This is a genomic window from Serinibacter arcticus (assembly GCF_004786095.1).
Taxonomy (GTDB): Bacteria; Actinomycetota; Actinomycetes; order Actinomycetales; family Beutenbergiaceae; genus Litorihabitans; species Litorihabitans arcticus.
On record NZ_RHPJ01000002.1, the window covers coordinates 568,038 to 593,064 of the forward strand.

A 25,027-nucleotide genomic window follows, 5' to 3' on the forward strand; every position below is an offset into this window, starting at 1 on the left:
GAGGCTCGGGTCAACCCCGAACCTACGCCACCGTAGGGTAGCGGTACAGCCTGGGTATCGCGCGCCGCGCGGACGTCTCACCGGCTGGTCGCACCGCCGCTCACGCGAGCGCGCGAACCTTCTCGAGGAGCGGACCGGCGGCCTCGTCGAGGAAGCGCTGCTGCGCGGCGTCACCGATCTGGACGAGCGCGACGTCGGTGAACCCTGCCTCGAGGAACGGGCGCACGCTCTCGGCGAGCTCGTCGAGGTCGGGGCCGCACGCGATCGTCCCCGCGACGTCCTCCGGGCGGACGAACTGCGTCGCCCCGGCGAAGCCCGCCGGTGTGGGGAGATCGGCGTTGACGCTCCACCCGCCCGCGAACCACCGGAACTGCTCGTGGGCGCGCTCGATCGCGACGGTGCGGTCGGGGTCCCAGCTGATCGGCACCTGGCCGATCTTTCGCGAGGTGCCGTCGGTGTGGTGGGCGTCCCAGCTCGCGAGGAGGTCGGCGTCCGGGTCGGTGGCCACCAGGTGGTCGCCGAGCGGGGCGAACCGTTCGATCGACGCGTCCCCCGACACCGCCAGGGCGATCGGCACCCCGCCCTCGGGCGCGTCCCAGATGCGGGCCGAGTCGACCCGGAAGTACTCGCCCTCGTAGGTGACGAGCTCACCCGTGTGGAGCTCGCGGATGATCTCGACGGCCTCCTCGAGCATGTCCTGCCGGACGTGGACCGAGGGCCAGCCCTCGCCGACGACGTGCTCGTTGAGGCTCTCGCCCGAACCGAGCCCGAGGGTGAAGCGCCCGTCGCTCAGGAGCTGCAGCGTCGCGGCCTTCTGGGCGACGACGGCGGGGTGGTACCGGATGGTCGGGCACGTCACGTAGGTCATGAGCTCGACGCGCGAGGTCACCTGCGACACGGCCCCGAGGACGCTCCAGGCGTACGGCGCGTGGCCCTGGCTCGTGAGCCACGGGGAGTAGTGGTCGCTGGACACCTCGAAGTCGAAGCCGACCTGCTCGGCCGCGGCCGCGTAGCGGACCAGCTCGCGCGGGCCGCTCTGCTCGGTCATGAGGGTGTATCCGATCCGTGCGGACATCGTCGGCTCCTTCGTCGCTGGGGTGCTTCCCTCCAGCCTCGGGTCGGCCGGGGCCGAAGTCCAGGACGGCGTGGCGGGACCCGGCCCGGGCTACCGGCGGCTGCGGCGCTGCGCCGCCTCGTACCGGCGCCGCACCTCGGCCGAGATCCGGCCCCGCGGCTGCACCTCGATGCCGTTCTCCGCCGCCCACGCGCGGATCGCCTGCGTGTCGGAGGGCTGGCTGCTGCGCGCCACCTCCTGGCGGATGCCGCCGACCCGGCGGGCCGCCTCGATGAACGGCGTCATGGCTTCGTCGAACGCCTCGGCGTTCGTGTCGTCCAGGTCCACGGTGTAGGCCACGCCGCGGTAGTTGAACTGCACCGTCGTCACGTTCTCGGTGCTGCCGCTGATGTCGTCCACCAGGTCGGTCACGGTCTTCTGCGCCACGTTGGTCTCCGGGCCTCAGATGGTAGGGAGCCCCGCCGGCGGTCGAGGATCCGCGTGCGAGGTGCCCGGGGTGCTCCCGAGTTCCCGATCGGTCTCGTCGCGGGGGAACGAACGGATCGTCGAGCAGACCGAAGTTTAGTCGACGGATCTGGGAGAGCGCAGTGGAAGCGATTCCACCTGGGCGTCGATGAGTGGTGCCAGCATCGTGGCGATGGCCGCCGCGGCTCGCTCGGGACTCCCGTCGGCGATCGCGGCGACCAGCTCGGCGTGGTCCGCCGCGTGCGGATCGGCGTCGGCGTCGACGTCGTCCACCAGCACGTCCTCGTAGAGCGGGACGAGGCCGTCGTACAGGTCGACCAGCAGCGCGTTGTGCGTCGCCGCGACGACGGCACGGTGCAGCGCGACGTCCGCGGCGATCCGCGCGGCCCGGTCGGGGGCGTCCCACGTGTGCGTCCGCACCTCGAGCGCGGCGCGCAGCGCGGCGACGTCGTCCTCGTCCCGGCGACGCGCCGCGATCGCGGAGGCGGCGCCGTCGATCGCGTTGCGCAGCTCGAGGCCGTCGCGTCGGTCGACCCTGGTCGCCCGCCGGGCGAGCGACGTCGCCAGCTCGGACCTGGCGATGACGAACGTGCCGCGGCCCTGCTCGCGGCGGACGAGACCGGCCTGGACCAGGGACTGGATGGCCTCGCGGACGGTGTTGCGCCCCGCGCCGACCCACGCCATGAGGTCGGCCTCGACGGGGATCCGCGCGCCGACCGGCCACGCGCCGTCGGCGATGGCCTCGTGGAAGCGTGCCGTGACCGCGTCCGTCACGTTCCGTCCCCTGGGCACGACGGCGCCCGGGGGGTTAGGCTCGGCGCGATTCATCCCATCATCCTATCTCTTGGATCTCATGTGAACGTGCGAGTGCGCGCCGGAGCGCTTCCCCTCCTCGCCGTCGTCCTGACGGCTCTCAACCTCCGCACCGCGGTGACGGGCTTCACCCCGTTGCTGGAGCTGATCGGCGCCGATCTCGGCTTCGGCCCGTCGCTGTACGGCGTCCTGGGCACGATCGTGACGGCCAGCTTCGCCGTGTTCGGGCTGCTTGCGGCGTCCGTCGCGCGACGAGTCGGTCTCGAGCGGACGATCGCGATCGCCGTCGCCCTCACGACCGCCGGCATCGTGCTCCGGGCGCTCTCCCCGTCGACGGCGATGCTCGTGATCTCCACGGTCATCGCCTTCACCGGGGTCGGGGCTTCGAACGTCCTGGTGATCCCGCTGGTGAAGAAGTACTTCTCCGCGCACCTCAAGGCGGTCAGCTCGCTCTACATCGCGCTGCTGCAGGTCGGCCAGTTCGTGGCACCCCTGCTGGCCCTGCCGGTCGCGCTCGCGGTGGGCTGGCGGTGGGCGATCGGGATGTGGGCGGTGCTGACCGCCGTCGCCGTCGTGCTGTGGATCGCGCTCGCCGCCCGGGCACGAAGGGCCGAGCGCCGCTCCCTCGTCGCCGACGCTTCCGCCACCCTGGACGCCCCGGTGGACGGCAGCCCGTTCACGTCGCCGTTCGCACCCCCGCCCGCCCCCGCCCGACTCGTCGGCGCCTGGCGCACCCCGCTGCTGTGGTCGCTCGTCCTGATGATGGGGATCACGAGCCTGAACGTGCACGCCGTGTTCACGTGGCTCCCCGCGATCCTGGTCGACGCAGGCGCCGACCCCGCCTCCGGCGGCGCGCTGCTCGCGCTGTTCTCGGTGCTCGGCCTGCCGGCGGCGTTCGTGGTGCCCCCGCTCGCGATCCGGCTGCGGAACCCGTTCGTGATCGTCGCGGTCTGCACCGTGCTGATGGTCGGTGGCTACGCCGGCCTGCTGCTCTCGCCCGGGGCGGGCGCGGTGGTGTGGGTGGTGCTGCTGGGGCTCGGCGTGAGCACCTTCCCGCTGTGCCTCACCCTGGTCAACGCACGCACCAGCACGACGGCGGGGTCCACCGTCCTCTCGGGAGCGATGCAGGGCGTGGGCTACGCGATCGCGTGCCTCGGTCCGTTCGGCACGGGCGCCCTGTACGCCGCCACCGGCGCCTGGACCGGCTCGTTCATCGTCCTGTTCGCGAGCCTCGCGGTGATGCTGGTGGCCGGCTGGATCGCCTGCCGGCCCGCGACGCTCGAGGAGCAGGTCGGCGGGCTCGCCGTGTCAGCGGGCGCGGCCGGGGCCGGCGTCCGCTGAGCCGACGACGCGCTCGAACAGCGCCTCGTACGCCTCGACCATCCGGTCGTGGGAGAACCGGTCGACGGCGTCGGCCCGGCACCGGGCGCGGTCCAGCAGCGCCGCCTGCTCCACGGCGGCGACCGCCTGGTCGACGTCGTCGACCAGGAAGCCGTTGACCCCCGGCCGGACGAGCTCGGGCATCGACCCGCGCGGGTGAGCCACGACGGGTGTGCCCGCCATCATCGACTCGGCCACGGAGAGCCCGAACGGCTCCTCGAAGTCGATCAGGTGCAGCATGGCGACGGCGCCTCCCAGCAGGTGGTCACGCTCGGCCGGCCCGACCGGCCCGACGTAGGTGACGTGCTCCCCGTCGAGGTGGGGCTCCACGCTCGAGCGGAAGTAGTCCCGGTCGTGGATCACGCCGGCGATCACCAGCGGACGTCCGGCCCGCCGCGCCACCTCGACGGCCAGCGCCGTCCCCTTGTCCGGATGGATCCGGCCGAGGAACAGCAGGTGGCCGCCGTCGCCCCCGCCGAGCGAGATCGTCCCGGGATCGATCCCGTGGTGGATGGTCGCGGCGTAGGTGAGGTCGGGGTGGCGCGAGGCGTCGCTGATCGAGACGTAGTGCGTGACGTCGTCGTAGGCGCGGTAGACCGGCAGGATCTTCTCGGAGGAGAAGCCGTGCACCGTGGTGACCACCGGCGTCGCGACGAGGCGGCTGAAGGCGAGCGGCAGGAAGTCGAACTGGTTGGAGATGACGTCGAACCGGTCGGCGCGCTCGAACACGGAGGCGAGGTGCAGCGCCTCGTCCACCTTCGCGTCCCGGCTCGGGTCCTCCTCGTACCCTGCGGCGGCGGTCGCGTGCAGCCGGGCGGTCGTCAGCGAGTCGGCCGTGGCGAACAGGGTCACCTCGTGCCCCCGCGCCACCAGACCCTCGGTCAACGTGGCGGCCACCTGCTCCCACGGGCCGTAGCCGCGCGGTGGCACCCGGTGCGCGATCGAGGCGATGACGGCGATCCTCACGGCGACCTCCTCGGTCGGCCCGACCCTACGCCCCCGCCGCGGCGCGGGTGCTATGTTGCGACTTCGGGCAGCTCCACCGCCCACGCCAGCTACGCCCCTCCGGTCGGGTGACTCGGGATGCGGCCCCCACCGTGAACGGCAGCACGTCAGCTGCGTCACGTCACGACGAGAGCGGCCCGCGTGAGCACCAGCTTCGGCTTCGTCTCCACCTACCCCGACACCCCGTGCGGGATCGCCACGTACTCCCGCTCGCTGAGCGAGCACCTCGAGGCGCTCGGGGTCGAGGTCGGGGTCGTGCGCCTCGTCGAGCGCCCCACCCGTCTCGAGCGGCCCGTGATCCACGCCTGGGAGACCGAGGGGCCCCCCTCCGACGTCGCGCGGCAGGCCGAGCGCGCGGCCCGGGCGCTGGACCCCTACGACGTCGTGCTGCTGCAGCACGAGTACGGCATCTTCGGCGGGGACGACGGCGAGGACGTGCTCCAGCTCGTCCGGCGGCTGCGCCTGCCGCTGGTGACCGTGGCCCACACCGTGCTGTCCGCACCGACGCCCCACCAGCGCAAGGTGCTCGACGCCGTCGTGGCCGCCTCCGACGCGGTGGTGACGATGACTCGCACGGCGCACGACCGTCTCGTGCGGGACTGGGGCGTGCCGCCCGAGAAGGTGCACGTGATCGCCCACGGCGCCCCGGCGAGCTTCGCCGCCCCGAGGTCGGAGCCCGCGGGCGGTGAGCCGACGATCCTGACCTGGGGCCTGCTGTCGCCGGGCAAGGGCATCGAGTGGGCCATCATGGCGATGGCCGACCTGCGGGAGCGGGGTGTCCGGGCGCGCTACCGCGTCGTGGGTCAGACCCACCCGCGGGTCCTGGAGCACCACGGCGACGTCTACCGGCACTCGCTCGAGCAGCTGGTGCACGACCTCGGCCTCCCCGACGTGGTCGAGTTCGATCCGCGCTACCTGGACGCCGAGGAGCTGGGCGCCGTCGTGGCGGCGGCCGACGTCGTGCTGCTGCCCTACGACTCCCTGGAGCAGGTCACCTCCGGGGTGCTCGTGGAGGCGGTCGCCGCGGGCAAGCCGGTGGTCGCCACGCGCTTCCCGCACGCGGTGGAGCTGCTCGAGGGCGGGGTCGGTGGTCTCGTCCCGCGGCGGAACCCGGCCGCGGCGGCCGACGCACTGCAGCGCGTCCTGTCCGAGCACGAGGTCGCGGGTTCGATGGCGGCGAGCGCGCGCGAGCTGTCCGCCTCGCTGCTGTGGCCGGTGGTGGCCACCCAGCACCTGGCGCTCGCACGATCCGTGGCGGCCGGGTCGAGCCGTGGCGGCCCCGTGTCCGCCCGCGACCCCCGGCTGGAGTGGGTGCCGTGAGCCGGGCGGTGGTGCTCGACCACCTCGCCGCGCTCAGCACGCCGATCGGACTCTACGAGCACGCCCTGCTCACCAGCCCGCGGATCGAGCACGGGATGTGCGTGGACGACGTCGCGCGGGCCCTCGTGGTGACCTCGCGCATCGTGGCGCCCGACGCCCGCACGAGCGAGCTGACCGCGGTCTACCTCGACTTCCTGCTGGGCGCCCAGGTGCCCGACGGCCGCTCGCACAACCGACGCGACCCCGCGGGGGCGTGGCTGGACGAGCCCGGCACGCAGGACCACTGGGGCCGCTCGCTGTGGGCGCTCGCGACCGCGGCCACGCACGTCACCGATCCCGCCGTCGCCGGCGCGGCCCTGCGCGGCGCCACGGTGGCGCTCGCGGCCCGTTCGGTGCACCTGCGGGCCACGGCCTACGCCGTGCTGGGCGCGGCGGCGGTGCTGAGCGCGGACGAGGGGGACGTCGCGGCGCGGGTGTTCCTCACCGCCTCCCGCCCCGTGCTCCCGGCCCGCTCGACGGGCTCGTGGCCGTGGCCGGAGCCCCGGCTCTCCTACGCCAACCCCGTCGTGCCCGAGGCGATGATCGCGCTCGGTCGCGTGCTCGGTGATCCCGAGCTGGTGGGACGCGGGCTCGTCCTGCTCCGGTGGCTCGTGGATCTGCAGACGGCGCGCGGCCACCTCTCCGTGGTTCCCGTCGGCGGTCACGGACCCGGCGAGACCCTGCCCGCGTTCGACCAGCAGCCCATCGAGGTCGCGGCCCTGGCCGAGGCGGCCGCCACGGCGTGGCGCGCCACGCACGGGCGCGAGTGGCTCGGCGTGCTGGAGATCGCCGTCGCCTGGTTCGAGGGGGAGAACGACAGCGCGACCCCGCTGCGCGAGGTCGGTACCGGCGGTGGCCGGGACGGCCTGGAACGGCACGGCGCGAACGAGAACCAGGGAGCCGAGTCCACCCTGGCCTGGCTCGCCACGGTCCAGCTGTGGCTCGACGCGTCCGGCACGGTGCAGGCACCCTCGCCGTGACCACCGCCGACCCCCCGTGGGTGAGACGGACCGCCCACCACCTGGTGCCCGACCCCGCGCGGGTGACCACCGCGGTCTTCCTCCCGGGACAGGAGCTGAGGTCGGGGGCCTCGCGGTCGTCCGGGGTGCTCGAGCGGGTGTGCGCGCTGGAGCCCGCCGAGGTCGACGCGGCCCTGGTCGACCTGAGGGAGAGGTTCGCCCATCGGCACGCCGATCTCGAGCGGATCTGGCTGGCGAGCTTCGCGCTCGTCGAGCACCGCCTGCCGCGGTCGCGCGTGAGCGACGAGCAGCGTCGGCTCCTGATCGGGGCCACCTTCACCCAGGAGGTCTCCCTCGAGGGGGCGGCGCTGTGCAACCCCTCGATCGTGGCGCACCCCGACCAGGGCGGCCTTCCGCCCGGTTCGCTGCGGCTGGTGCTCTCGCTGCGCGCCGTGGGGGAGGGGCACCGCTCGAGCATCGAGCTGCGCACGGCCACGATCGACGCGGCCGACGACCTCGTCATCGACCCGGTGGAGGGCGCTCCCGTGCGGGCCCTCACCCGCCACGGGCCCTACGAGCGCACCGCGTTCGAGCACCACCTCGCCGACGTCGGAGGAGCGCGCGCGAGCGCCGACTTCGTGCTCTCCCAGCTGGGCCTCACCTTCTCCAGGGCCGACCTCGACGCCGCGCTGGTCCGGCTGCGCCGTCAGCTGCTGACCCGGGGCGAGTCGGTGCGGGAGATCGCGATCCTGGAGGACGTGGCCGCGCGCTGCTACACCTCCTCGTTCGCGGCTGCGAGCACCCTGGACCAGCGGGTCCTGGTCGCGGAGCACGACTTCGAGCGGCAGGGGCTCGAGGACCTGCGGCTGACCCCGCTCCGCACGCTCGCCGGTGAGCGGACCTTCGCCGGCACGTACACGGCGTTCGACGGACGGAGCGCGCGCGGACAGCTCCTGCGCACGAAGGACTTCCGCACCTTCAGCTCCGCCCCGCTCGTGGGGCCGGGGGCGCGCGACAAGGGGCTCGCGCTCTTCCCGCGACCGATCGGCGGTCGGTACGCCGCGCTCTCGCGAGCGGACCGGGAGACGAACTCGCTCACCTGGTCCACCGACCTCATCCACTGGACCGAACCGATCGCGCTGCAGCACCCCGGTCGGCGCTGGGACCTCGTGCAGCTCGGCAACTGCGGCTCGCCGCTGGAGACCGAGCGTGGCTGGCTGGTGCTCACCCACGGGGTGGGCCCGATGCGGACGTACGGGATCGGGGCCCTGCTGCTGGATCGGGACGATCCGACCCGAGTCCTCGGAAGCCTGCCGTACCCGCTCCTGACGCCGGCCGCGTCCGAGCGCTCCGGCTACGTGCCCAACGTCGTCTACTCGTGCGGCTCCCTGCTGCACGGACGCACGCTCGTGCTGCCCTACGGCTGCAGCGACACCAGCACGAGGATCGCCACGGTCGACCTCGACTCCCTGCTCGACGCGCTCGCGGGGCACCCGTCGCCCATCGGCGGTGAGACCCGATGACCGGCGACGCCACCGCTGCCGACGGCGGGGCCGACGTCACCGCGGACGAGGTGCAGCTCAAGCCCTGGGGGAACGAGCGCATCTTCGCCGACGGCGCCCACGGTTACGTCGGCAAGATCATCACCGTGGACGGTGGGCAGTCGCTGAGCCTCCAGGTGCACGCGGCCAAGGACGAGACCATGCACGTCCTGCACGGCAGCGGCAGGCTCGAGCACGGACCGGACGCCGACCACCTCGCCGTGCTCCTGCTCGCTCCGGGCGACACCGTGCACCTCGCTCCCGGTACGGTCCACCGCTGCACGGCCGTCACCCCGCTCGTGCTCGTGGAGACCTCGACGGCGGCACCCGGGTGGCGCGAGGACATCACCCGGCTGGCCGACTCCTACGGACGTGCCGGCACGACGGCGCCGTGACACCCGGTCCTCGGGTCACCCGGTGGCGCCGCACGGTTCCGGTGCGCGTCCGGGAACGCAGAAGCCCCGCCGGCCTGGGGCCGACGGGGCTTCCGCGTCGCTGTCTCAACGAGCGCGCCCGGAGGGACTCGAACCCCCAACCTTCTGATCCGTAGTCAGATGCTCTATCCATTGAGCTACGGGCGCGTGGCCCTGAGGCCGGGAAAGAGCATAACCCGCAGCCGACCCAAAGGCGAAATCGACGGCGGCGGTCCTGGATGACCGCGCCACGGCCGCCCGGCTCGTCCGTCCCACCCGGCCGGAGCCGGGGGCGTCAGGACTCGCGCTGCGGGTGGAGGCCCTCGCCGATCTCCTCCACGAGCTTGTCGTTGAACGCGGGAAGGTCCTTCGGCGTCCGGCTGGACACGAGGCCCTGGTCGCACACGACCTCCTCGTCCACCCAGGTCGCGCCCGCGTTGACGAGGTCGGTGCGCAGGCTGGGGTACGAGGTCATCGTGCGGCCCTTCACCACGTCGGCGTCCGTGAGGATCCAGCCGCCGTGGCAGATGACGCCGACCGGCTTGGCCGCCGTGACCAGCGCGCGCACCAGGTCGACGGCGGAGGTGTCCATGCGGATCTTGTCGCCGTTGACGACACCGCCCGGGAGCACCAGGGCGTCGTAGTCGTCGGCCCTCGCCTCGGCCGTCGTGAGGTCGACGGTGGCCTCGCCGCCGTTCTTGCCCGTGATCGTGCCGGACTCGGTCGAGACGAGGACGGCGGTCGCGCCGTGGTCGGTGACGGCCTTCCAGGGCTCGAACAGCTCCGAGTCCTCGAAGCCGTTCGTGGCGACGAAGGCGACGCGCTTGCCGGTGAGGTGGGACATGGTGGTTCTCCTTCGGATGCGAGGGGTGGCAGGGGAGGGCGGGGTCTAGAAGACGGCCTTGCCCCCGGTGACACCGAGCACGGTGCCGCTGACGTAGGAGGCCTCGTCGCTGGCGAGGTAGACGAAGGCGGAGGCGACCTCGACGGGCTGACCCGGGCGGCCGAGCGGGGTGTCGGAGCCGAAGCCGTCGACCTTGTCCTCGTCGAACGTCGCCGCGATGAGCGGCGTCCAGATGGGGCCGGGAGCCACGGCGTTGACGCGGATGCCGCGCGGGCCGAGCTCGGCCGCCAGGTTCACCACGAGGTTGTTCAGCGCCGCCTTGGTGGCGGCGTAGTCCAGGAGCGGACCGGACGGCTGATAGGCCTGGATCGAGGTCGTCACGATGACGTTCGAGCCCGGGGCCAGGTGTGGTGAGGCCGCCTTGATGAGCCAGAACGTCGCGAAGACGTTGGTCTCGAAGACCTGGCGCAGCTGCTCGTCGGCGAACTCCTCGATGCCTCCGGGCTGCGCCATCTGGTAGGCCGCGTTGGAGACGAGGACGTCGATCCCGCCGAGGGCCTCGACGGTCGCGGCGACGAGGTCGACGTTCGCCTGCTCCGTGCGCTGGTCGGTGGGGACCAGGACGCACGTGCGACCGATCTTCTCCACGGCGGCACGCGTCGCCTCGGCGTCGCCCTGCTCCTGCGGCAGGTAGGCGATGGCGACGTCGGCGCCCTCGTGGGCGAACACCAGCGCGACGGCGCGGCCGATGCCGGAGTCGCCGCCGGTGATCAGCGCGCGCTTGCCGGTCAGGCGGTCGCGGCCCGTCCAGCCGAGCTCGCCGTGGTCGGGAGCGGGCGTCAGGTCGAGGAACGAACCCGGCCAGTCCTGCGTCTGTCCCGGCACGTGCTCGGGGCGACCGGTGGTGCCGGACGTGTCGGTCGTGGTCGGCTGCTGGGGGTCCTGGGACATGGTGTCCTCCGTGGCGCTGCTCGCGCCCGTCGTGGTGGTGACGCGATGGCGTTGGCCGAGGCGGTGCGCAGCCACGGGGTCGAGCGGTGCCCGACCCCGCGGTGCGGGGGGCTGGCGGACTACTTGAACGCGTCCTTGACGCTGTCCTTGGCGTTGCCGGCCGCGTCCTTGAGCTTCTCGGCGGCGCCCTGGGCGCCCCCCTTCGTCTCGTCCGCGCGACCCTCGGCCTCGAGGCGGTCGTTGCCGGTGGCCTCGCCGGTGGCCTTCTTGATCTTGCCGCCGGCCTCGGTGGTCTTGGCGTCGAACTTGTCGTCGAGTCCCATGGTGGTCCTCCTTCGATCGGGTCCTCCCACGGTAGGCACGACGCGCGAGGAAAGACCAGGATCGTCCGTCCAGGAACAGACCGGCCCGACCCGAGAGCACGATGTCAGTCGCGTGCGCCGTCGGGGCGCTGGAGCGGGATGCCGACGATCGTCGGCGGTTTGGCCGCCACCGTGTCGCGCGGGACGTCGACGTCCCGCGGGCGGGGGAGCGGCCCCACCCAGACGCGCCACACGCCGTCGTCCCGGAAGACCTCCCCGTTCACCAGGAGCCGCGCCCGGCCGGCGGCGGCCGCCTGCGCCGCCAGCGACACCGCCGGGCCGGGCGGGACGATCCCGACGTTGCGGTTGTGCCACGCGAGGACGACGACGCCGCTGCCCTCGGCGTGCACCGTCAGCTCAGCGGGCAGCCGCTGCGCCGCGCCGGGAGCCCGTCCCGTCCCGGCGGACGTCTCGAGCGCGGCCTGGTGCGCGAGCGCCTCGAGCGCGACGAAGCCCTCGGCGACCTCGACGGTGCGCGACCCGCGTCGCAGCCAGCCCACGCCCCCGCCCCTCAACCGGCGGTGCCGGCGGGCAGCGCGGACTCGACGGCGGGCCACACGGCCTCGGCGAGCGCGGCCTGACCCAGCACCGAGGGGTGGAAGTGGTCGAACGTCGACAGCCAGGCGGTGGTCACGGGGACGGCCGCGACGGCGCCGTCGTCGGTCCGGCAGCCGGGGTGCTCGGCGCACGTGGCGACCGCGACGGCCTGGAGCTCGGTGAGTCGTTCGTCGGCGGCCGCCCGGGCGGCCGCGTCCCCGCCCAGCACGGTGCTGCACAGGCCCGTGCCCCAGACCTGCGCGGCCTCGGGGTCGCCGCTCGCGACGTCCCAGACGGACGTGACGTGCGGGATGCTCGCGACGACGACGCCGGCGTCGGGCGCGATCGAGGCGACGTGGTCCAGCAGCGCCCCGAGCGCGACGCCGTAGTCGGCCGCGGTCGTCATGCTCGCGGGGCTGTCCTCGCAGACGTCGTTGGCCCCCAGCAGCACGGTGACGACGTCGACGTCGGCCGCCCCCGGGGCGCCCGGCTCGGCGAACGCCGCGTCGACGAGCTCGACGCCCTCGGCCATCCGGGCACCCTCGACGGCCGCCTCGACCGTCGTGACGGCGTAGCCGGCCCCGCCGAGCCTGGTGCCGATCGAGTCGACCTCGGGGTCGGTGCCCACGGCCCACGAGACGGCCTGGCAGCCGACGACCGTGGCGCAGGACGCGAAGCCGGTCGTGAGGGAGTCGCCGACGGCGAGCAGCACGAGCGGCTCGCCGGTCGGGGCCGGTGCCGGGGTGCTCGTGGTGCTCGGCGCTGCGTCGGTGGCGGCCGGCGAGGAGGCGGGAGGGGTCTCCGTGTCGGAGCCGGGTGAGCACGCGGCGAGCGCCGCGAGCAGCACCAGCACGGCGGGGAGGGCGAGCGCCGTGCGCGAGGGCACCGGGGCAGGGGTGGGGCGAGGGGTCACACCGGTCACGGTAGCCGCGCGCACGCGGTTCGGCGCGGGGTGACCGCGGACTGCCGGTGACGATGGTGGAGCGACGGTCCCTGGCCTGCGGACGGCGGCGTCCGGCCTCTCCGGGGAGAAAAGGGCTGGCCCGTCGGCAGGGGGCGGTCGACGGGCCAGCTGAGTTCGAGCCTACCGCCAGGGCGGAGGGATCGGCAGGTCGAGCCCCGCCCGTGTGACCGGTCCCACACCGCGCATCGAATCGTTACCATCAGGGCACCATGTCCCAGCCACCACTCGCCCCCGGCCGCGATCCGGCCGCGCCCGGAGCCGTCCCGGATCTCCCCAGGACACCCGCGTCGGGGAGCGACGAGGTCGGCCCCGACCTCGCGGTGCTGCTCGCCCGCGCGGCGCGCTCCTGGTGGACCTGGGGGGTGGTGGCGGCGCTGCTCGCGATCGTGCTGGGCACCTGGGCCGGGGGCGGTCTCGAGGAGGTCCCCGAGGAGGGGTTGCCGCAGGTCCCGGCGGACGCCCGGATCGCGCTCGGCCCCTACGACGTCGCCATCCAGGGCTGGTCGATCTCCCGCGAGTACGACGCCGACATGCTGGAGATCGTCGACGCGGACGCGTGGGTCGTCGTCGCGGCGGACCTCACGGGCGCCCCGCCCCGGTCCACCACGTACAAGTCCGACTCCGTGACGGTGAGCAGCCTGGAGACGACGGCCTACCCCCGGATCGTCGATCCGGTGAGCGGCGACTACGTCGGCTACCTCCACCCGGGCGTCACCACCTCGGTCCTGATCCTGCTCCCGGTCGCCAAGGCCGACGCCGCCACGCTCGACGCCCTGACCACGCTCCCGGCGCTGCTGACGTCGTACACCTACACGCGGCACGTCCTGTCCGGCGAGGAGACCTGGCTGCGCCCGCAGGCGCGCGCCACGGTCCAGGTGCCGCGCGACGACACCGTCGTGCCCGCCGTCGAGGACGACGCGTGAGCCGCCGCCGCTACACGCCCGGCGCCGTCGGGACCGGCGTCGCGCTGCTCGGGGTGGTTCTCCTCGCCGGGGTGCAGGAGGCGAACCGCGAGGTGATCCCGACCGTGGCGACGACGATCCGCGGCACCGCGGGCGAGGAGGTGACCGCGGGCGGCACGGTCGTGGAGGTGGGCGAGGCGTGGTCGACCACGGTCGTGGAGCAGACCGACGACATCACCGACGAGGTCGAGCGCGCGGAGACCCCCGTCAGCTGGCTCGTCGTGCGGGTCTCGTGGTCGGGGCAGCGCGAGCCCTCGGCCGTCCCGCAGTACGCGTGGCGCGACGCCGACGGCGTGGAGTACTCCCCGAGCGACCGCTACGGCTTCCGCTACCAGGAGGCCCAGCCGGGCGAGTGGTGGCACGAGGACGTCCTGTTCGAGGTGCCGGTCGCCGCGGCCACGGCCGGCACGCTGCGGCTGCTGCCCGAGGGGCGCGACTGGGCCCTGCCGATGGAGGTCGGCGAGATCACGGTGCCCGACGTCGTCGCCGTCGACGAGGTCGTGCTCCTGCCGACCGAACCCGGGAGGGGCTGACCGTGCCCGCACGCACCCCGTTCGCCCGCATCCCGACCACCCGCGCTGTGGCCGCCGGAGCCGTCTCGGTGCTGGCGATCGCCGGCATGTTCGTGTCCGTCGGCTGGCGCTCGGCGGACACCTGGGCCAGCACCCATCCCGTCGACGCCGCCCCCGTCCGGGACGACGGCGCCGCCACCGTCCGGGGCGTCACGCTCACCTATCGAGGCATCGAGCCGGTCGAGCGGCTGACGGGCAGCTACGGCGACCCCGCGATCGCGCCGGAGGGCTGGACGATCTGGGTGGCGTCCTTCGACGTCACGGGCGCCGACGAGGACACGATGTTCGGCGTGGAGACGAGCGTCGTCGCCTCCGACGGCGCGATCTACACCCGCTCGGACGTCATCGGCTACGACGGCGAACCCGAGGCCGGCTGGTTGGGCGGCCTGTTCCTGGACGAGAGCGGCCCGCGGATCGACGCCGTCCTCCTGCCCGAGGGCGTCGAGCCCGAGCGCGTCCGCGTCGTCCCCACCGACGTCCAGCGGGACTACTGGTCCTTCGACGCCTGAGTCGGGCGGAGCACGCTCGGCATGCCGAGTCGCCGCATGGTCACCTCGGTCCCCGCCGCGACCAGCGCCAGGGTGAGCACCTGCACCGCGATGAGCCCGACGGCGGCGACCAGCGGGTAGATCGCCGTCCAGTCGGTCGCGGCGACGGTGGGCAGCACGAGGTCCGCCAGCCACCAGACGGCGTAGTCGGCCTGTGCCAGGATCGTGAACAGCACGCAGAACACCCCGATGGGCAGCCAGCCGCGCACGAGCACCAGGCCGACGGCGCCGCCGAGCGGACCCCACCGGCTCGTCGGGCGCACGAGCGAGGACCACGACCGCTGCAGCCGCGCGACGTCGGTGAGCTGGTCGGAGGCGCGCGCGATCTTCACGCGGCTCCCGAGCGACGCGGTGGTCTCCGCGGCGCGCAGCGCCACGACGGAGGACGCGCCGCGGCGCGTGCCGTAGAGGATGGTGCCGAGGGCGAGCCACGCCGTCGGGACCACGATGCCGGCGATCACGATGCTGCCGGCGACGCCGAGGAAGCGGCCGCCCGCCCCGACGAGTCCGGTCACGTCGGGCCAGCGGAGCGAGGCCCAGGCGTCGCTCACGGCGTGCACCGCGAGTCTGCTGTCCCACCAGTCGCCCAGCGCGTTCCCGACGGCCACGACGAGCGTGATGGACAGCGCCACCCACACGAGCTCGGAGTAGGAGACCAGGACGCGCAGCACGCCGATGCCGAGCCCGCGGCCGCGTCCGGGGGCGTGGGTGCCCTCATCCTCGCGCCGCTCGCGCCGCTCCAGCACGCTCGCGCCGATGCTGCGCACGATGAGCGCCGTGACGATGATCGCGGCGATGGAGAACGAGATCGTCAGCGGGATGCGGGCGCTCGAGTCCTCCTCGGCGAAGATCGCCTCCATGGTCGTCTCGTAGTAGTAGCTGCGCGTGTCCTCCGTGAGCTGCCCGTTCTGCTCGTAGAGCACCAGGAACAGCAGCAGGGCGCTTGCGAACGTGGACAGGGCCGCGGCGGCGCTGCGGCGCGTGGAGTCGGTCAGGCGACCCATCAGCACGAGCATCCCCACCGCGGTCACGAACGCCGCGCCCGGGATGAGGGCGAAGACGAGCACCCCGCCGATCGCGCTCGTGCGGGAGACGATCACGGCCAGCGACTGGATCCAGTACGCGGCCGCGGCCCCGACCGAGGCGATCCCGATGAGCACGAGCCAGTACCGGCCCAGGAGGCGGGCCGTGAGCACGAGGAGGTCGCGCGCCTCGCGCCCGATCGCGCGGACGGCCACGGCCGCCGTGATCGGGGGCGCGGGTGCGGCGACGGGTGCCTCCGGCCGCGGCGGGACGATCACGCGGGAGGTCCGAGCCGTCGCTGGATCCAGTCGGTGACGGCCGCCTCGTAGTCGGCCCGCGGCCGGTCGGCGGACAGCGCCAGGTCGTGCAGACCGCCGGGCACGGTGTGGAGCGTGACGTCGTCGCCGATCCGCGCGACGGCGTCCCACATGTGCCGCACGTCGAGCAGGATGTCGCTCGTGCGGACCTGGGAGGGTGCGACGGCGGTGCCCCCCGCGCCGCCGGACCGGCTCGAGGTGCACATCAGCACGGGCACCCGCACGTCGAGGCCGGTGGCCACGCGGCGCTGCGCGCGCCGGATGGCGCTGAGCCAGGACGCCCGCACGGGGAACCCCTCGATCGGCTTCCACCCGAGATCGAAGTCCCACGACCCACCGGTGCTGGCGTGGATCGAGGTGCCGTAGGCGCCCGAGAGGCGGGAGATCACGGCCCCGGGGTCGCGCCACGCGGCGACCGCGGCGACCGTGCCGCTGAACGTGCGGCGCAGCGGGGTGTCGTTGATGTCGTACCAGGGGCTGTTGAGCACCACGGCCTGCAGCGCGCGGGGGTGGTGGTGCGCGAACAGGGTGGCGACGAGGCCGCCGGTGGAGTGGCCCAGCAGCACGACCTCGCGGTGACCCTCCGCGCGCACGATCGCGAGCGCCGCGAGGATCTCCTCGTCGTACTCGGCGAGGTCGCGCACGAGGCCGGGGACCTGACCCTCGCGCAGGGAGCGCCCGTAGCGGCGCAGGTCGAGCGCGTAGAGGTCGACGCCGCCGGCCGCGAGCGTGCGGGCGTGCTCGGCCTGGAAGAAGTAGTCGGAGAACCCGTGGAGGTACAGGATCGCGCGCTGGCGGGTCGGCTCGCCGAGCCGGACCAGGGTGGCGACGGCGCCGTCGCCGTCGTCGTCGAGCTCGATGGTCCGGGAGACGAAGTCGCCGCCCAGCACGTCCGGCCCCCACGCCGTCGTCACCTCATGCATGCCGCGAAGCGTAACCCGCGCGTCCGTGCGGCACGGGACGGGGCCGGGCGGGGTCGTCGGCGCCCGGCGGCCATCGGCCGGTCGACTCCCGTTCACCACGCTGCGGCACAATGCGGGCGTGACCGCCCCCCTCCCCGACGCGCCCGACCCGACCGGCGCACCGGACCCGCTCGGCGCGCTCGGCGAGCTCGGCCTGCTCGACCGCACCGCCGAGGCGCCCGCCCCCCGCACCCTCCTGGACGTGCTGGACGCCACGGCTGCCGCGCACCCCGACGCCCCGGCGATCGAGGACGAGTCGGGTCACCTCACCTACACCGAGCTCCTGGCCACCGTGGACGATCTCGCGTCGGCCCTGCGCTCGGCCGGCGTGGTGACGGGCGACAGGGTCGGGGTCCGGCTGCCGTCGGGCGGCCGGGAGCTGTACGTCGCGATCCTGGCGATCCTCGCTGCGGGGGCCGCCTACGTCCCGGTCGACGCGGACGACCCGCCCGAGCGCGCGACGCTCGTGCTGGGTGAGGCGGACGTCCACGGCGTGCTCGACGGCGTCGGCACCTACCGGCGGCTGCGCGGCGGCGAGGAGGTGGTCGAGCTCGCGGGCCTGCTGGGCGACGGCGACCGCGACGGCGACCGCGACGACGACCGCGACGGCGGTGCACCCGGACCCGCCCGGGACCGCCCCACCCCCGACCACGACGCCTGGATCATCTTCACGTCAGGTTCGACCGGCACCCCCAAGGGCGTGGCCGTCACCCACCGCAGCGCCGCCGCGTTCGTCGACGCCGAGGCGGACCTCTTCCTCCGGGGCGCCCCGCTCGCGCCGGGCGACCGCGTGCTGGCGGGGCTCTCGGTCGCGTTCGACGCGAGCTGCGAGGAGATGTGGCTCGCCTGGCGCCACGGCGCCTGCCTGGTGCCGGCGCCGCGGGCCCTGGTCCGCTCCGGTGAGGACCTCGGACCGTGGCTGCAGCGCCGCGGCGTCACCGCCGTCTCCACCGTGCCGACGCTCGCGTCGCTCTGGCCGGCGCAGGCGCTGGAGTCCGTCCGCCTGCTGATCTTCGGCGGCGAGGCCTGTCCGCCGGAGCTTGGCCGCCGGCTCGCCGGTCCCGACCGCGAGGTCTGGAACACCTACGGGCCCACCGAGGCGACCGTCGTGGCGTGCGGCGCCCCGCTCGGTGGGGACGGTCCGGTGCGGATCGGACTGCCGCTGGCCGGCTGGGCGCTCGCCGTCGTGGACGCCGAGGGCCGGCTCGTGCCGGAGGGCGGCCAGGGCGAGCTGGTGATCGGCGGCGTCGGGCTCGCGCGCTACCTCGACGCGGCCAAGGACGCCGAGAAGTACGCCCCGATGCCGACGCTCGGCTGGGACCGCGCCTACCGCTCGGGCGACCTCGTGCGGTTCGAGCGCGAGGGCCTGATCTTCCTCGGGCGCGCCGACGACCAGGTCAAGGTCGGCGGCCGCCGCATCGAGCTCGGCGAGGTCGACACCGCGCTCCAGGCGCTCGCGGGGGTGACGGCCGCGGCCGCGGCCGTGCGCCGCACGGAGGCCGGCACGCCCCTGCTCGTCGGCTACCTGACGGTGACGCCCGAGTTCCAGCGGCAGGAGGCGCGCGCGGCCCTGGCCGAGAGCCTGCCCGCCGCGCTCGTCCCGCTGCTCGCCGTCGTGGACGACCTCCCCACGCGCACGTCCGGCAAGGTCGACCGCGACGCGCTGCCCTGGCCGCTCCCGGGTGCGGGCGGCGTCGGTGGCGTCGGTGGTGCGGGCGACGGCGGTGCACCTCTCGATCTCCCGCCCGCCCAGGCGTGGCTCGCCGAGCAGTGGCGCGCGGTCCTGGGCATCGCCGTCACGGGTGCCGACGACGACTTCTTCGACCTCGGCGGGGGCTCGCTCGCGGCCGCCCAGCTCGTCTCCCGCATCCGCGTGCGCCGCCCGGAGGTCACGGTCGCCGACCTCTACGACCGGCCCCGGCTCGCGGCGATGGCCGACCTGCTCGGCGACCTCGGCGACGGCAGCGGCGTCGATCCCGACGCCGACGCGACGTTCTCGCGCCCCTCGCCCACGCCCCGCAGCACGCAGGTGTGGCAGACGCTGACGGCGGTCCCGCTCTACATCCTCACCGGCGCGCGCTGGCTCGTGTACGTGCTCACGGCGGGCAACCTGCTGCACCTGGCGGCCGGGACCGGCGCGTTCCCGAGCGACGCGTTCGCGTTCCTGCCGCGGACGTCCTGGTGGGCGATCGCCGTCGGGCTCGCGCTGCTGGTGGCGCCCTGGGGGCGGATGGCGATCGCGGCGCTCGCGGCGCGGATCCTGCTCGCGGGCGTCCGTCCCGGTGACTACCGGCGCGGCGGCGCCGTCCACCTGCGGCTCTGGCTCGCGGAGGCGATCGCGCACCAGATCGACGCCGTCAGCCTCGCCGGCGCCCCGTGGATCGTCGTCTACGCGCGGGCGCTCGGCGCGCGGATCGGGCGCGACGTCGACCTCCACACGCTGCCGCCCGTCACCGGGATGCTCGTGATCGGCGACGGCGCCGCGATCGAGCCGGAGGTCGACCTCGCCGGGTACTGGCTCGACGGCGACCTCGTGCGCATCGGTGGCATCGAGATCGGGGAGCACGCGACCGTCGGTGCCCGCAGCACCCTGGCGCCCGGCACCCGCATCGGGGCGGGGGCCACGGTGACGCCCGGCAGTGCGGTGTTCGGCAAGGTCGGCGCGGGACGCACCTGGAGCGGATCGCCCGCCGTGCGCGTGCCGAACGCGACCGGCGACTGGCCGCAGGACCCGCCGGCCTCCGACCGCCGCTGGCTCCTGGCCTACGGCCTGGCCTCGACCGGGCTGTCCCTGCTGCCCGTGCTGGCGTTCGTCGTCGGGGGGCTGCTCCTCGCCGTCGGGCTGCGCGACGCCTCCACCTACGGCGAGGCGGCGCTCGCGGCGCTGGCGTGGATCGCACCCGTGAGCCTGCTGACCTTCGTGACGTACGCCGTCGGCGTGGTCGTCGCGGTGCGGCTGCTGTCGATCGGGCTGACGGAGGGCGACCACCCCGTGCTCTCGCGCGTCGCGTGGCAGGCGTGGACGGTCGAGCGGATGCTCGACACCGCTCGCACGCTGCTGTTCCCGCTCTACGCGAGCCTGATCACGCCGGTCTGGCTGCGGCTGCTGGGGGCGCGCGTGGGTCGCGACGTCGAGGCCTCCACCGTCCTGCTCCTGCCGTCCATGACGACGATTGACGACGGCGCGTTCCTTGCCGACGACACGATGGTCGCGTCCTACGAGCTGCGGCAGGGCTGGATGCGGATCGCGCGCGCCCGCATCGGTGCGCGCGCGTTCCTCGGCAACTCCGGCATGGCGAGCGCCGGTCACAAGGTGCCGAAGGACTCGCTCGTCGCTGTGCTCTCGATCGCGCCCGCCAAGGCCAAGGCGGGCAGCTCGTGGCTGGGGTCGCCGCCGGTGCGGCTGCGCCGCGTCCCGAACACGGGCGACGACCGGCTGACCTACCACCCGGACACGCGCCTGCGCGTGGCGCGCGCGTTCTGGGAGCTGTGCCGGATCGTGCCCGTGATCCTGACCTACGGGCTCGGCGTGACGGTCATGCTCGTGCTCGCGTGGCTCACCACCGAGATCGGCCTGGGCGCGGCCCTGCTGCTGTCCGGCGTCGTGCTCGTGACGGCGGCCGTGGTCGCCGCCGTGGTCAGCACCGTCGCGAAGTGGCTCATCGTCGGCCCGATCCGCGCGGGGGAGCACCCGCTGTGGTCCTCGTTCGTGTGGCGCACCGAGGTGTCGGACACGTTCGTGGAGATGCTCGCGGCGCCGTGGTTCGCGCAGGCCGCCGCCGGCACGCCGGCGCTCGCGCTGTGGCTGCGCTCGCTCGGCGCGCGCATCGGCCGGGGCGTGTGGTGCGACTCCTACTGGCTGCCGGAGCCGGACCTCGTCCGGCTGGGGGACGGCGCCGTGGTCAACCGCGGCTGCGTGGTGCAGACGCACCTGTTCCACGACCGCGTGATGAGCATCGACACGGTCACGCTCGGGGAGGGGGCGACCCTCGGGCCGCACAGCGTGATCCTGCCCGCAGCGACCATCGGCGACAACGCCACGGTGGGACCGGCGTCGCTCGTGATGCGCGGCGAGACCGTCCCCGTCGGCAGCCGCTGGAGCGGCAACCCGATCGGACCGTGGCGATCCGTCCGCGTCCGTGCCTACGCTGATACCAGGGACGCCCGCGCCGAGCACTGAGCGCACCGGAGGCGGCCCCACGAGCGACGAGTTCCCGGCAGCGTCCGAGAAGGATTCCGGTGGATGTGAGGGAGCACGGTTGAGACTGCGAGCCACGCCCGGTGTCGGTGACGCCTACGCGCCCACGAGCGGCGACGACGGCTACGACGTCGAGCTCTACGACCTCGAGCTCGACTACCGCGTGCGCACGAACCGGCTCTCCGGCGTCGCGACCATCGCGCTCGTGACCGCGCACGACGTGTCCGTGCTCGCGTTCGACCTCGTCCACCTCCGGGTCTCGGCGGTGCGCGTGGACGGTCACCGCGCCGTCTTCGCGCAGCGCGACCCCAAGCTGCGCGTCACGCTCCCGCACCCGGTGCCCGCCGGCACGCACGTCACGGTCGAGGTGGAGTACGCGGGCTCACCGGTCCCGCGCCGCTCCCGCTGGGGCCGGATCGGCTGGGAGGAGCTGGCCGACGGCGCGATCGTCGCCTCGCAGCCCACCGGCGCGCCCACGTGGTTCCCGTGCAACGACCACCCCGGTCGCAAGGCGCGGATGCGCATCGCCGTCACGACCGAGAAGGACTACCACGTCGTGGCCACCGGTTCGCCGGCGGGCCAGACCACGCGCGGTGCGCTGCGCACGTGGCGGTTCCTGCAGGAGACGCCGACCGCGACCTACCTCGCCGCGGTGCAGGTGGGGCGCTACTCCGCGCACGAGCGGACCCTGGCGGGCGTCCCGGTCGCGCTGCACCACCCGCGTGCGCTGCACCGCCGCGTCCAGCACGACTTCGCCGGTCTCGAGGCGATGCTGACGCTGTTCAACGAGTCCTTCGGCCCGTACCCGCTCGAGCGCTACGACGTCGTCGTGACCCCCGACGTGCTGGAGATCCCGATCGAGGCGCAGGGCATGGCGACCTTCGGGAGCAACCACGTCGACGGCGTGGGCGGATCCGAGCGGCTCATCGCGCACGAGCTCGCGCACCAGTGGTTCGGCAACAGCGTGGGCGTCGCCTCGTGGCAGCACATCTGGCTGAACGAGGGCTTCGCCTGCTACTCCGAGTGGCTGTGGTCGGAGGCGTCGGGGCACGAGACCGCCGACGCGATGGCGCGCTACCACCACGCGGCGCTGCTCGCGCTGCCGCAGGACCTCGAGCTCGGTGACCCCGGTCCCGCCGACATGTTCGACGACCGGGTCTACAAGCGCGGCGCGCTGCTCGTGCACGCGCTGCGCCTCACGCTGGGGGACGAGACGTTCTTTCGCGCACTGCGGGCGTGGACGGCGTCGAAGCGGCACGGCGTCGCGACGACGGAGCACCTTCTCGCGCACCTCGAGGCCTGCACCGAGCGCGACCTGGGGGCGCTGTTCGACGACTGGCTGGTGGCCACGGCGCTGCCGCTGCTGCCGCCCGCGTCGCTCTAGCCGGCGATCGCACGCAGGACGGCCAGCGCGACGGCGTGGCCGGTGACGTCGGGCTCGGCGGGGTCGAGCTCGGTGAGATCGACGTCCGTGACGTCGACCTGGCGGGGCAGGGCGTCGACCAGGGCCGCCAGCGCAGCGGGGGAGGTCTCCCCACGGTTGGCGCCGACGCCGGTGCCGTCGGCCTTCAGCGCGGCCTCGTAGCGGGTCCAGGCTCGGGTCGCCGCGGGGTCCGTGGGCCCGAGCGGCTCGACGTCGACCCCGACCCCGCAGCCCGCCGACGACGGCAGGACCGCCGCGATCACCAGCCCGCCCGCGTGCGCGATGCTCGCGTGCAGATCGCCCGGCGGCAGCTCGGGTCGGCCGTGCGGCCCGCCGCAGGTGCCGCACCGCGCGAGGACGACGACCGGCTCCCGGGCCGGGAGCCCCCGCTCCCGGCGGACCAGCGTGCGGAGCAGGTGGCGGCCGAGGAGCAGCTCGTCGGCGGCGAGGTCCGGGAGTCCCCGCCACCGCTCGCGCTCTTCGTCCGACAGATCGCGGGCGGCGTCGCGCCGAATTCCGTCGAGGTCCGCGGGGGTCGCGACGGCGAGGCGCGCCTCGCCCGTTCGCCCACACCTGATCACGGGTGCACCGTAGCCGCTCACCGCTGCGGCTGCGCGGTTTACGGTACGCGCACGTGCGTAAAAGAATGCAAGGTGAGGCGGGCCTGAATACAGGCAAGGCGTGCCTTGGTAAGCATTCCCTGAATTGTCCTGGAAAGTGGCGCATTCACGTTGTCGACGATATTGTGGAGACATCAATTCGTCCCCAGGAGGAACCATGTCGACTCTCGCCGAGATGCCCCAGGTCGTGGAGTGCGCCGTCGCCGGCTGCTCCTACAACCACGACGGCTGCCACGCCTTCGCCGTCACCGTCGACAACGACGCCGACTGCGCCACCTTCATCGACATCGGCACGCGGGGCGGCCTCGATCGCGTCGTCGCCCAGGTCGGCGCCTGCCAGCGCAGCACGTGCCAGTTCAACGCCAACCTCGAGTGCACCGCCACGGCCGTCCGCATCGGCCCGGGTGGCGACGGCACGGCGAACTGCCTCACCTTCGTCGAGGCCTGAGCGCGCAGCGGCACCCTGCAGCACCCAGCGCCCGCCGGTATCGCCGGCGGGCGCTGCTGCGTCTTCGGACGGGTCCCGCCCAGATCCCCCGAGGGATGCGTCTCGACGGGTGAGACGATTGCGAGGGCCCGGGACCGGCCGCTGCGCGGGTCCTACGGTGGTCACACCCGAGCGGCGACACCCCGTCGCCGCCGGTCAGCGGAGAGGAGCAGGCGATGACGATCACGTCGCACCAGCCGCACCTCCTCCCCGCTCGCGGGTGTCGGTCGACCTGTATGCACAGGCCCGACTCCGCCGTCGCTGACTGACGAGCGTCGCGAGAGTCGGGCTTCCCCGCCCCTGCAGACTCTCGACCGGAGCTCCCCGTGACCACCACCCTCCTCGCTCGCCCCGCCCGTCCGGTCGGCACCGTCCGCCTGTCGCCCAGCGATGACGCCCGGCGCGGCGACGCGGCGCCCGCCCCCGTCGCGCTGCATCGCCCTTCAGCGACCGCCGCCGCCGATCCCGTTCCCGGTACCGCGCCGGACCTCGAGCTGTCCGCCGACCTTCCCCTGCACGTCCTCGTGACGCAGGCGCAGCGCGCCGAGCGGGCGGGCCGCGCCGTGCTGTGGCTCACGGGCCCGGACGCGGCCGCCGTCGCCTCGCGCCTGCTGCGCCTGACCCGCGCGCTGGCGATCGGCGCCGAGCTCGACCTCGCCCAGGGCGCGCACGGTGCGGCGCTCGACGCCGTCGCGCTGGCCCAGATCGGCGGCGACCGCGCCCACGTCCTCGTCCGGCAGGCCAGGCACCTGCGCGAGCTCGCCCGCGAGCTCGGTCTCCGTCCGCGCGCCCGGGTCACCCGCTTCGGCGGCGACGCGTTCGCGGCCGTCCTTCCGCCGTCGGGCCACCAGGAGGTCAGGGTGACGGCCGTCGTCACGCACCAGGGCGACCTGGTCGACGCGCTGCCCGTGGCGCGCACCGTGCGGGTGGTCGCACCCGCCGGCGTCGACGCGCACGTGCTCGTCCGGCGCGCCCGCGCCGCGGGGGAGGGGTGGCCGGAGGTCGCCGTGCACGTCGCGGTCCCCGCCGGGCAGCGGCTCGCCGCCTGGCCGCACGCCGACGGCGTCGTGATCGTCACCGACGAGCGAGCTGCCCTGCGGACAGCCGCCGCCTGACCGCCCTCGCCCCCGCACGCCATCGGTGCGCCGAGAACCCCTACCGGTGCGCCGAGGATGCGGGCGACTGCCTACCCCGCGAAGGGAGCAGTCACCTGCATGCTCGGGGGCCACGGAGGAGTCGGGGAGCGG

Annotated in this window: 24 protein-coding genes and 1 tRNA gene; 12 read left to right on the plus strand and 13 right to left on the minus strand. The window is 74.3% G+C overall.

The features are described 5' to 3' along the window. Nucleotides 1-100 precede the first annotated feature (100 nt). The 3 genes from SERN_RS07240 to SERN_RS07250 form a co-directional block, all read right to left on the minus strand. Nucleotides 101-1,075 carry an LLM class F420-dependent oxidoreductase gene (locus tag SERN_RS07240; protein WP_135849433.1) on the minus strand — a complete coding sequence of 325 codons (975 nt, stop codon included), beginning with the start codon at nucleotides 1,073-1,075 and terminating at the stop codon, nucleotides 101-103. A gap of 90 nt (nucleotides 1,076-1,165) precedes the next feature. Continuing rightward, nucleotides 1,166-1,501, minus strand: a complete 336-nt coding sequence (locus SERN_RS07245) for a histone-like nucleoid-structuring protein Lsr2 (protein WP_135849434.1) — start codon at nucleotides 1,499-1,501, stop codon at nucleotides 1,166-1,168. Nucleotides 1,502-1,636: 135 nt separating this feature from the next. Then, complete coding sequence (locus tag SERN_RS07250) at nucleotides 1,637-2,314, minus strand: FadR/GntR family transcriptional regulator (protein WP_158292602.1); 678 nt, start codon at nucleotides 2,312-2,314, stop codon at nucleotides 1,637-1,639. 81 nt (nucleotides 2,315-2,395) lie between these two features. Between SERN_RS07250 and SERN_RS07255 the strand changes: the two genes are divergently transcribed. Beyond that, nucleotides 2,396-3,694, plus strand: a complete 1,299-nt coding sequence (locus SERN_RS07255) for an MFS transporter (RefSeq protein ID WP_158292603.1) — start codon at nucleotides 2,396-2,398, stop codon at nucleotides 3,692-3,694. Here the strand turns inward: SERN_RS07255 and SERN_RS07260 are convergent. Next, nucleotides 3,662-4,699, minus strand: coding sequence for a glycosyltransferase family 4 protein (locus tag SERN_RS07260; protein WP_135849437.1), 1,038 nt, complete (start codon nucleotides 4,697-4,699; stop codon nucleotides 3,662-3,664). The two genes, SERN_RS07255 and SERN_RS07260, sit on opposite strands and share 33 nt — an antisense overlap. A 180-nt stretch (nucleotides 4,700-4,879) precedes the next feature. On the opposite strand from SERN_RS07260, the gene SERN_RS07265 reads away from it, so the two are divergent. The 4 genes from SERN_RS07265 to SERN_RS07280 are packed head-to-tail and all read left to right on the plus strand — an operon-like array spanning nucleotide 4,880 to nucleotide 8,992. After that, entirely contained in the window at nucleotides 4,880-6,058 is a 1,179-nt protein-coding gene (locus tag SERN_RS07265; protein WP_135849438.1) for a glycosyltransferase, read from the plus strand. Next, entirely contained in the window at nucleotides 6,055-7,077 is a 1,023-nt protein-coding gene (locus SERN_RS07270) for a glycosyltransferase (RefSeq protein WP_135849439.1), read from the plus strand. Before SERN_RS07265 ends, SERN_RS07270 begins: the two co-directional genes overlap by 4 nt. Nucleotides 7,078-7,097: 20 nt before the next feature. Continuing rightward, entirely contained in the window at nucleotides 7,098-8,579 is a 1,482-nt protein-coding gene (locus SERN_RS07275; RefSeq protein ID WP_199241538.1) for a glycoside hydrolase family 130 protein, read from the plus strand. After that, entirely contained in the window at nucleotides 8,576-8,992 is a 417-nt protein-coding gene (locus tag SERN_RS07280; RefSeq protein ID WP_135849441.1) for a cupin domain-containing protein, read from the plus strand. The genes SERN_RS07275 and SERN_RS07280 overlap by 4 nt, the downstream gene beginning before the upstream one ends. Nucleotides 8,993-9,105: 113 nt before the next feature. Here the strand turns inward: SERN_RS07280 and SERN_RS07285 are convergent. From SERN_RS07285 to SERN_RS07310, 6 genes are all read right to left on the minus strand, one after another. Continuing rightward, a tRNA-Arg gene (locus SERN_RS07285) sits at nucleotides 9,106-9,178 on the minus strand. A 127-nt stretch (nucleotides 9,179-9,305) separates the two neighbouring features. Continuing rightward, on the minus strand, nucleotides 9,306-9,854 hold the full coding sequence (locus SERN_RS07290; protein WP_135849442.1) for a type 1 glutamine amidotransferase domain-containing protein: 549 nt from the start codon (nucleotides 9,852-9,854) through the stop codon (nucleotides 9,306-9,308). A gap of 45 nt (nucleotides 9,855-9,899) precedes the next feature. Further along, nucleotides 9,900-10,805, minus strand: a complete 906-nt coding sequence (locus SERN_RS07295; RefSeq protein ID WP_135849443.1) for an SDR family oxidoreductase — start codon at nucleotides 10,803-10,805, stop codon at nucleotides 9,900-9,902. 119 nt (nucleotides 10,806-10,924) lie between these two features. After that, the gene (locus SERN_RS07300) at nucleotides 10,925-11,128 is read right to left on the minus strand and encodes a CsbD family protein (protein WP_135849444.1); all 204 of its coding nucleotides are present in this window, start codon (nucleotides 11,126-11,128) and stop codon (nucleotides 10,925-10,927) included. A gap of 104 nt (nucleotides 11,129-11,232) precedes the next feature. Beyond that, complete coding sequence (locus SERN_RS07305; protein ID WP_135849445.1) at nucleotides 11,233-11,667, minus strand: hypothetical protein; 435 nt, start codon at nucleotides 11,665-11,667, stop codon at nucleotides 11,233-11,235. Between the two features lie 11 nt (nucleotides 11,668-11,678). Then, nucleotides 11,679-12,617 (minus strand): SGNH/GDSL hydrolase family protein, encoded by a 939-nt coding sequence (locus tag SERN_RS07310; protein ID WP_158292604.1) that lies wholly within the window; start codon nucleotides 12,615-12,617, stop codon nucleotides 11,679-11,681. A gap of 260 nt (nucleotides 12,618-12,877) precedes the next feature. On the opposite strand from SERN_RS07310, the gene SERN_RS07315 reads away from it, so the two are divergent. Genes SERN_RS07315 through SERN_RS07325 form a run of 3 tightly spaced genes read left to right on the plus strand, consistent with a single transcriptional unit; the run spans nucleotide 12,878 to nucleotide 14,711 of the window. Further along, nucleotides 12,878-13,591, plus strand: coding sequence for a hypothetical protein (locus SERN_RS07315; protein ID WP_135849447.1), 714 nt, complete (start codon nucleotides 12,878-12,880; stop codon nucleotides 13,589-13,591). Beyond that, nucleotides 13,588-14,163 carry a hypothetical protein gene (locus SERN_RS07320; RefSeq protein WP_135849448.1) on the plus strand — a complete coding sequence of 192 codons (576 nt, stop codon included), beginning with the start codon at nucleotides 13,588-13,590 and terminating at the stop codon, nucleotides 14,161-14,163. The genes SERN_RS07315 and SERN_RS07320 overlap by 4 nt, the downstream gene beginning before the upstream one ends. Nucleotides 14,164-14,165: 2 nt before the next feature. Continuing rightward, nucleotides 14,166-14,711, plus strand: a complete 546-nt coding sequence (locus SERN_RS07325; protein WP_135849449.1) for a hypothetical protein — start codon at nucleotides 14,166-14,168, stop codon at nucleotides 14,709-14,711. Here the strand turns inward: SERN_RS07325 and SERN_RS07330 are convergent. Both SERN_RS07330 and SERN_RS07335 read right to left on the minus strand, forming a co-directional pair. Next, nucleotides 14,690-16,051: a hypothetical protein gene (locus SERN_RS07330; RefSeq protein WP_135849450.1), complete on the minus strand. Its 1,362-nt coding sequence runs from the start codon at nucleotides 16,049-16,051 to the stop codon at nucleotides 14,690-14,692. The genes SERN_RS07325 and SERN_RS07330 overlap by 22 nt on opposite strands. Beyond that, nucleotides 16,048-17,013, minus strand: a complete 966-nt coding sequence (locus SERN_RS07335) for an alpha/beta hydrolase (protein WP_135849451.1) — start codon at nucleotides 17,011-17,013, stop codon at nucleotides 16,048-16,050. Before SERN_RS07335 ends, SERN_RS07330 begins: the two co-directional genes overlap by 4 nt. 193 nt (nucleotides 17,014-17,206) lie before the next feature. On the opposite strand from SERN_RS07335, the gene SERN_RS07340 reads away from it, so the two are divergent. Together SERN_RS07340 and SERN_RS07345 are read left to right on the plus strand one after the other, a co-directional pair. Beyond that, nucleotides 17,207-21,232, plus strand: coding sequence for a Pls/PosA family non-ribosomal peptide synthetase (locus SERN_RS07340; protein ID WP_233251586.1), 4,026 nt, complete (start codon nucleotides 17,207-17,209; stop codon nucleotides 21,230-21,232). A 79-nt stretch (nucleotides 21,233-21,311) separates the two neighbouring features. After that, entirely contained in the window at nucleotides 21,312-22,634 is a 1,323-nt protein-coding gene (locus SERN_RS07345; protein WP_233251527.1) for a M1 family metallopeptidase, read from the plus strand. On the opposite strand, the gene SERN_RS07350 is transcribed toward SERN_RS07345, so the two are convergent. Then, nucleotides 22,631-23,254: a 4'-phosphopantetheinyl transferase family protein gene (locus tag SERN_RS07350; RefSeq protein ID WP_135849453.1), complete on the minus strand. Its 624-nt coding sequence runs from the start codon at nucleotides 23,252-23,254 to the stop codon at nucleotides 22,631-22,633. The two genes, SERN_RS07345 and SERN_RS07350, sit on opposite strands and share 4 nt — an antisense overlap. Before the next feature lie 196 nt (nucleotides 23,255-23,450). Between SERN_RS07350 and SERN_RS07355 the strand changes: the two genes are divergently transcribed. Together SERN_RS07355 and SERN_RS07360 are read left to right on the plus strand one after the other, a co-directional pair. Next, nucleotides 23,451-23,741 carry a DUF1540 domain-containing protein gene (locus SERN_RS07355; RefSeq protein WP_135849454.1) on the plus strand — a complete coding sequence of 97 codons (291 nt, stop codon included), beginning with the start codon at nucleotides 23,451-23,453 and terminating at the stop codon, nucleotides 23,739-23,741. A gap of 365 nt (nucleotides 23,742-24,106) precedes the next feature. After that, nucleotides 24,107-24,895 (plus strand): hypothetical protein, encoded by a 789-nt coding sequence (locus tag SERN_RS07360; protein WP_135849455.1) that lies wholly within the window; start codon nucleotides 24,107-24,109, stop codon nucleotides 24,893-24,895. Nucleotides 24,896-25,027 lie beyond the last annotated feature (132 nt).

Coding starts and splice junctions, on each gene's coding strand:
- SERN_RS07315 (WP_135849447.1), top strand. CDS start 12,878: ATGTCCCAGCCACCACTCGCCCCCGGCCGCGATCCGGCCGCGCCCGGA.
- SERN_RS07290 (WP_135849442.1), bottom strand. CDS start 9,854: ATGTCCCACCTCACCGGCAAGCGCGTCGCCTTCGTCGCCACGAACGGC.
- SERN_RS07280 (WP_135849441.1), top strand. CDS start 8,576: ATGACCGGCGACGCCACCGCTGCCGACGGCGGGGCCGACGTCACCGCG.
- SERN_RS07300 (WP_135849444.1), bottom strand. CDS start 11,128: ATGGGACTCGACGACAAGTTCGACGCCAAGACCACCGAGGCCGGCGGC.
- SERN_RS07295 (WP_135849443.1), bottom strand. CDS start 10,805: ATGTCCCAGGACCCCCAGCAGCCGACCACGACCGACACGTCCGGCACC.
- SERN_RS07335 (WP_135849451.1), bottom strand. CDS start 17,013: ATGCATGAGGTGACGACGGCGTGGGGGCCGGACGTGCTGGGCGGCGAC.
- SERN_RS07355 (WP_135849454.1), top strand. CDS start 23,451: ATGTCGACTCTCGCCGAGATGCCCCAGGTCGTGGAGTGCGCCGTCGCC.
- SERN_RS07240 (WP_135849433.1), bottom strand. CDS start 1,075: ATGTCCGCACGGATCGGATACACCCTCATGACCGAGCAGAGCGGCCCG.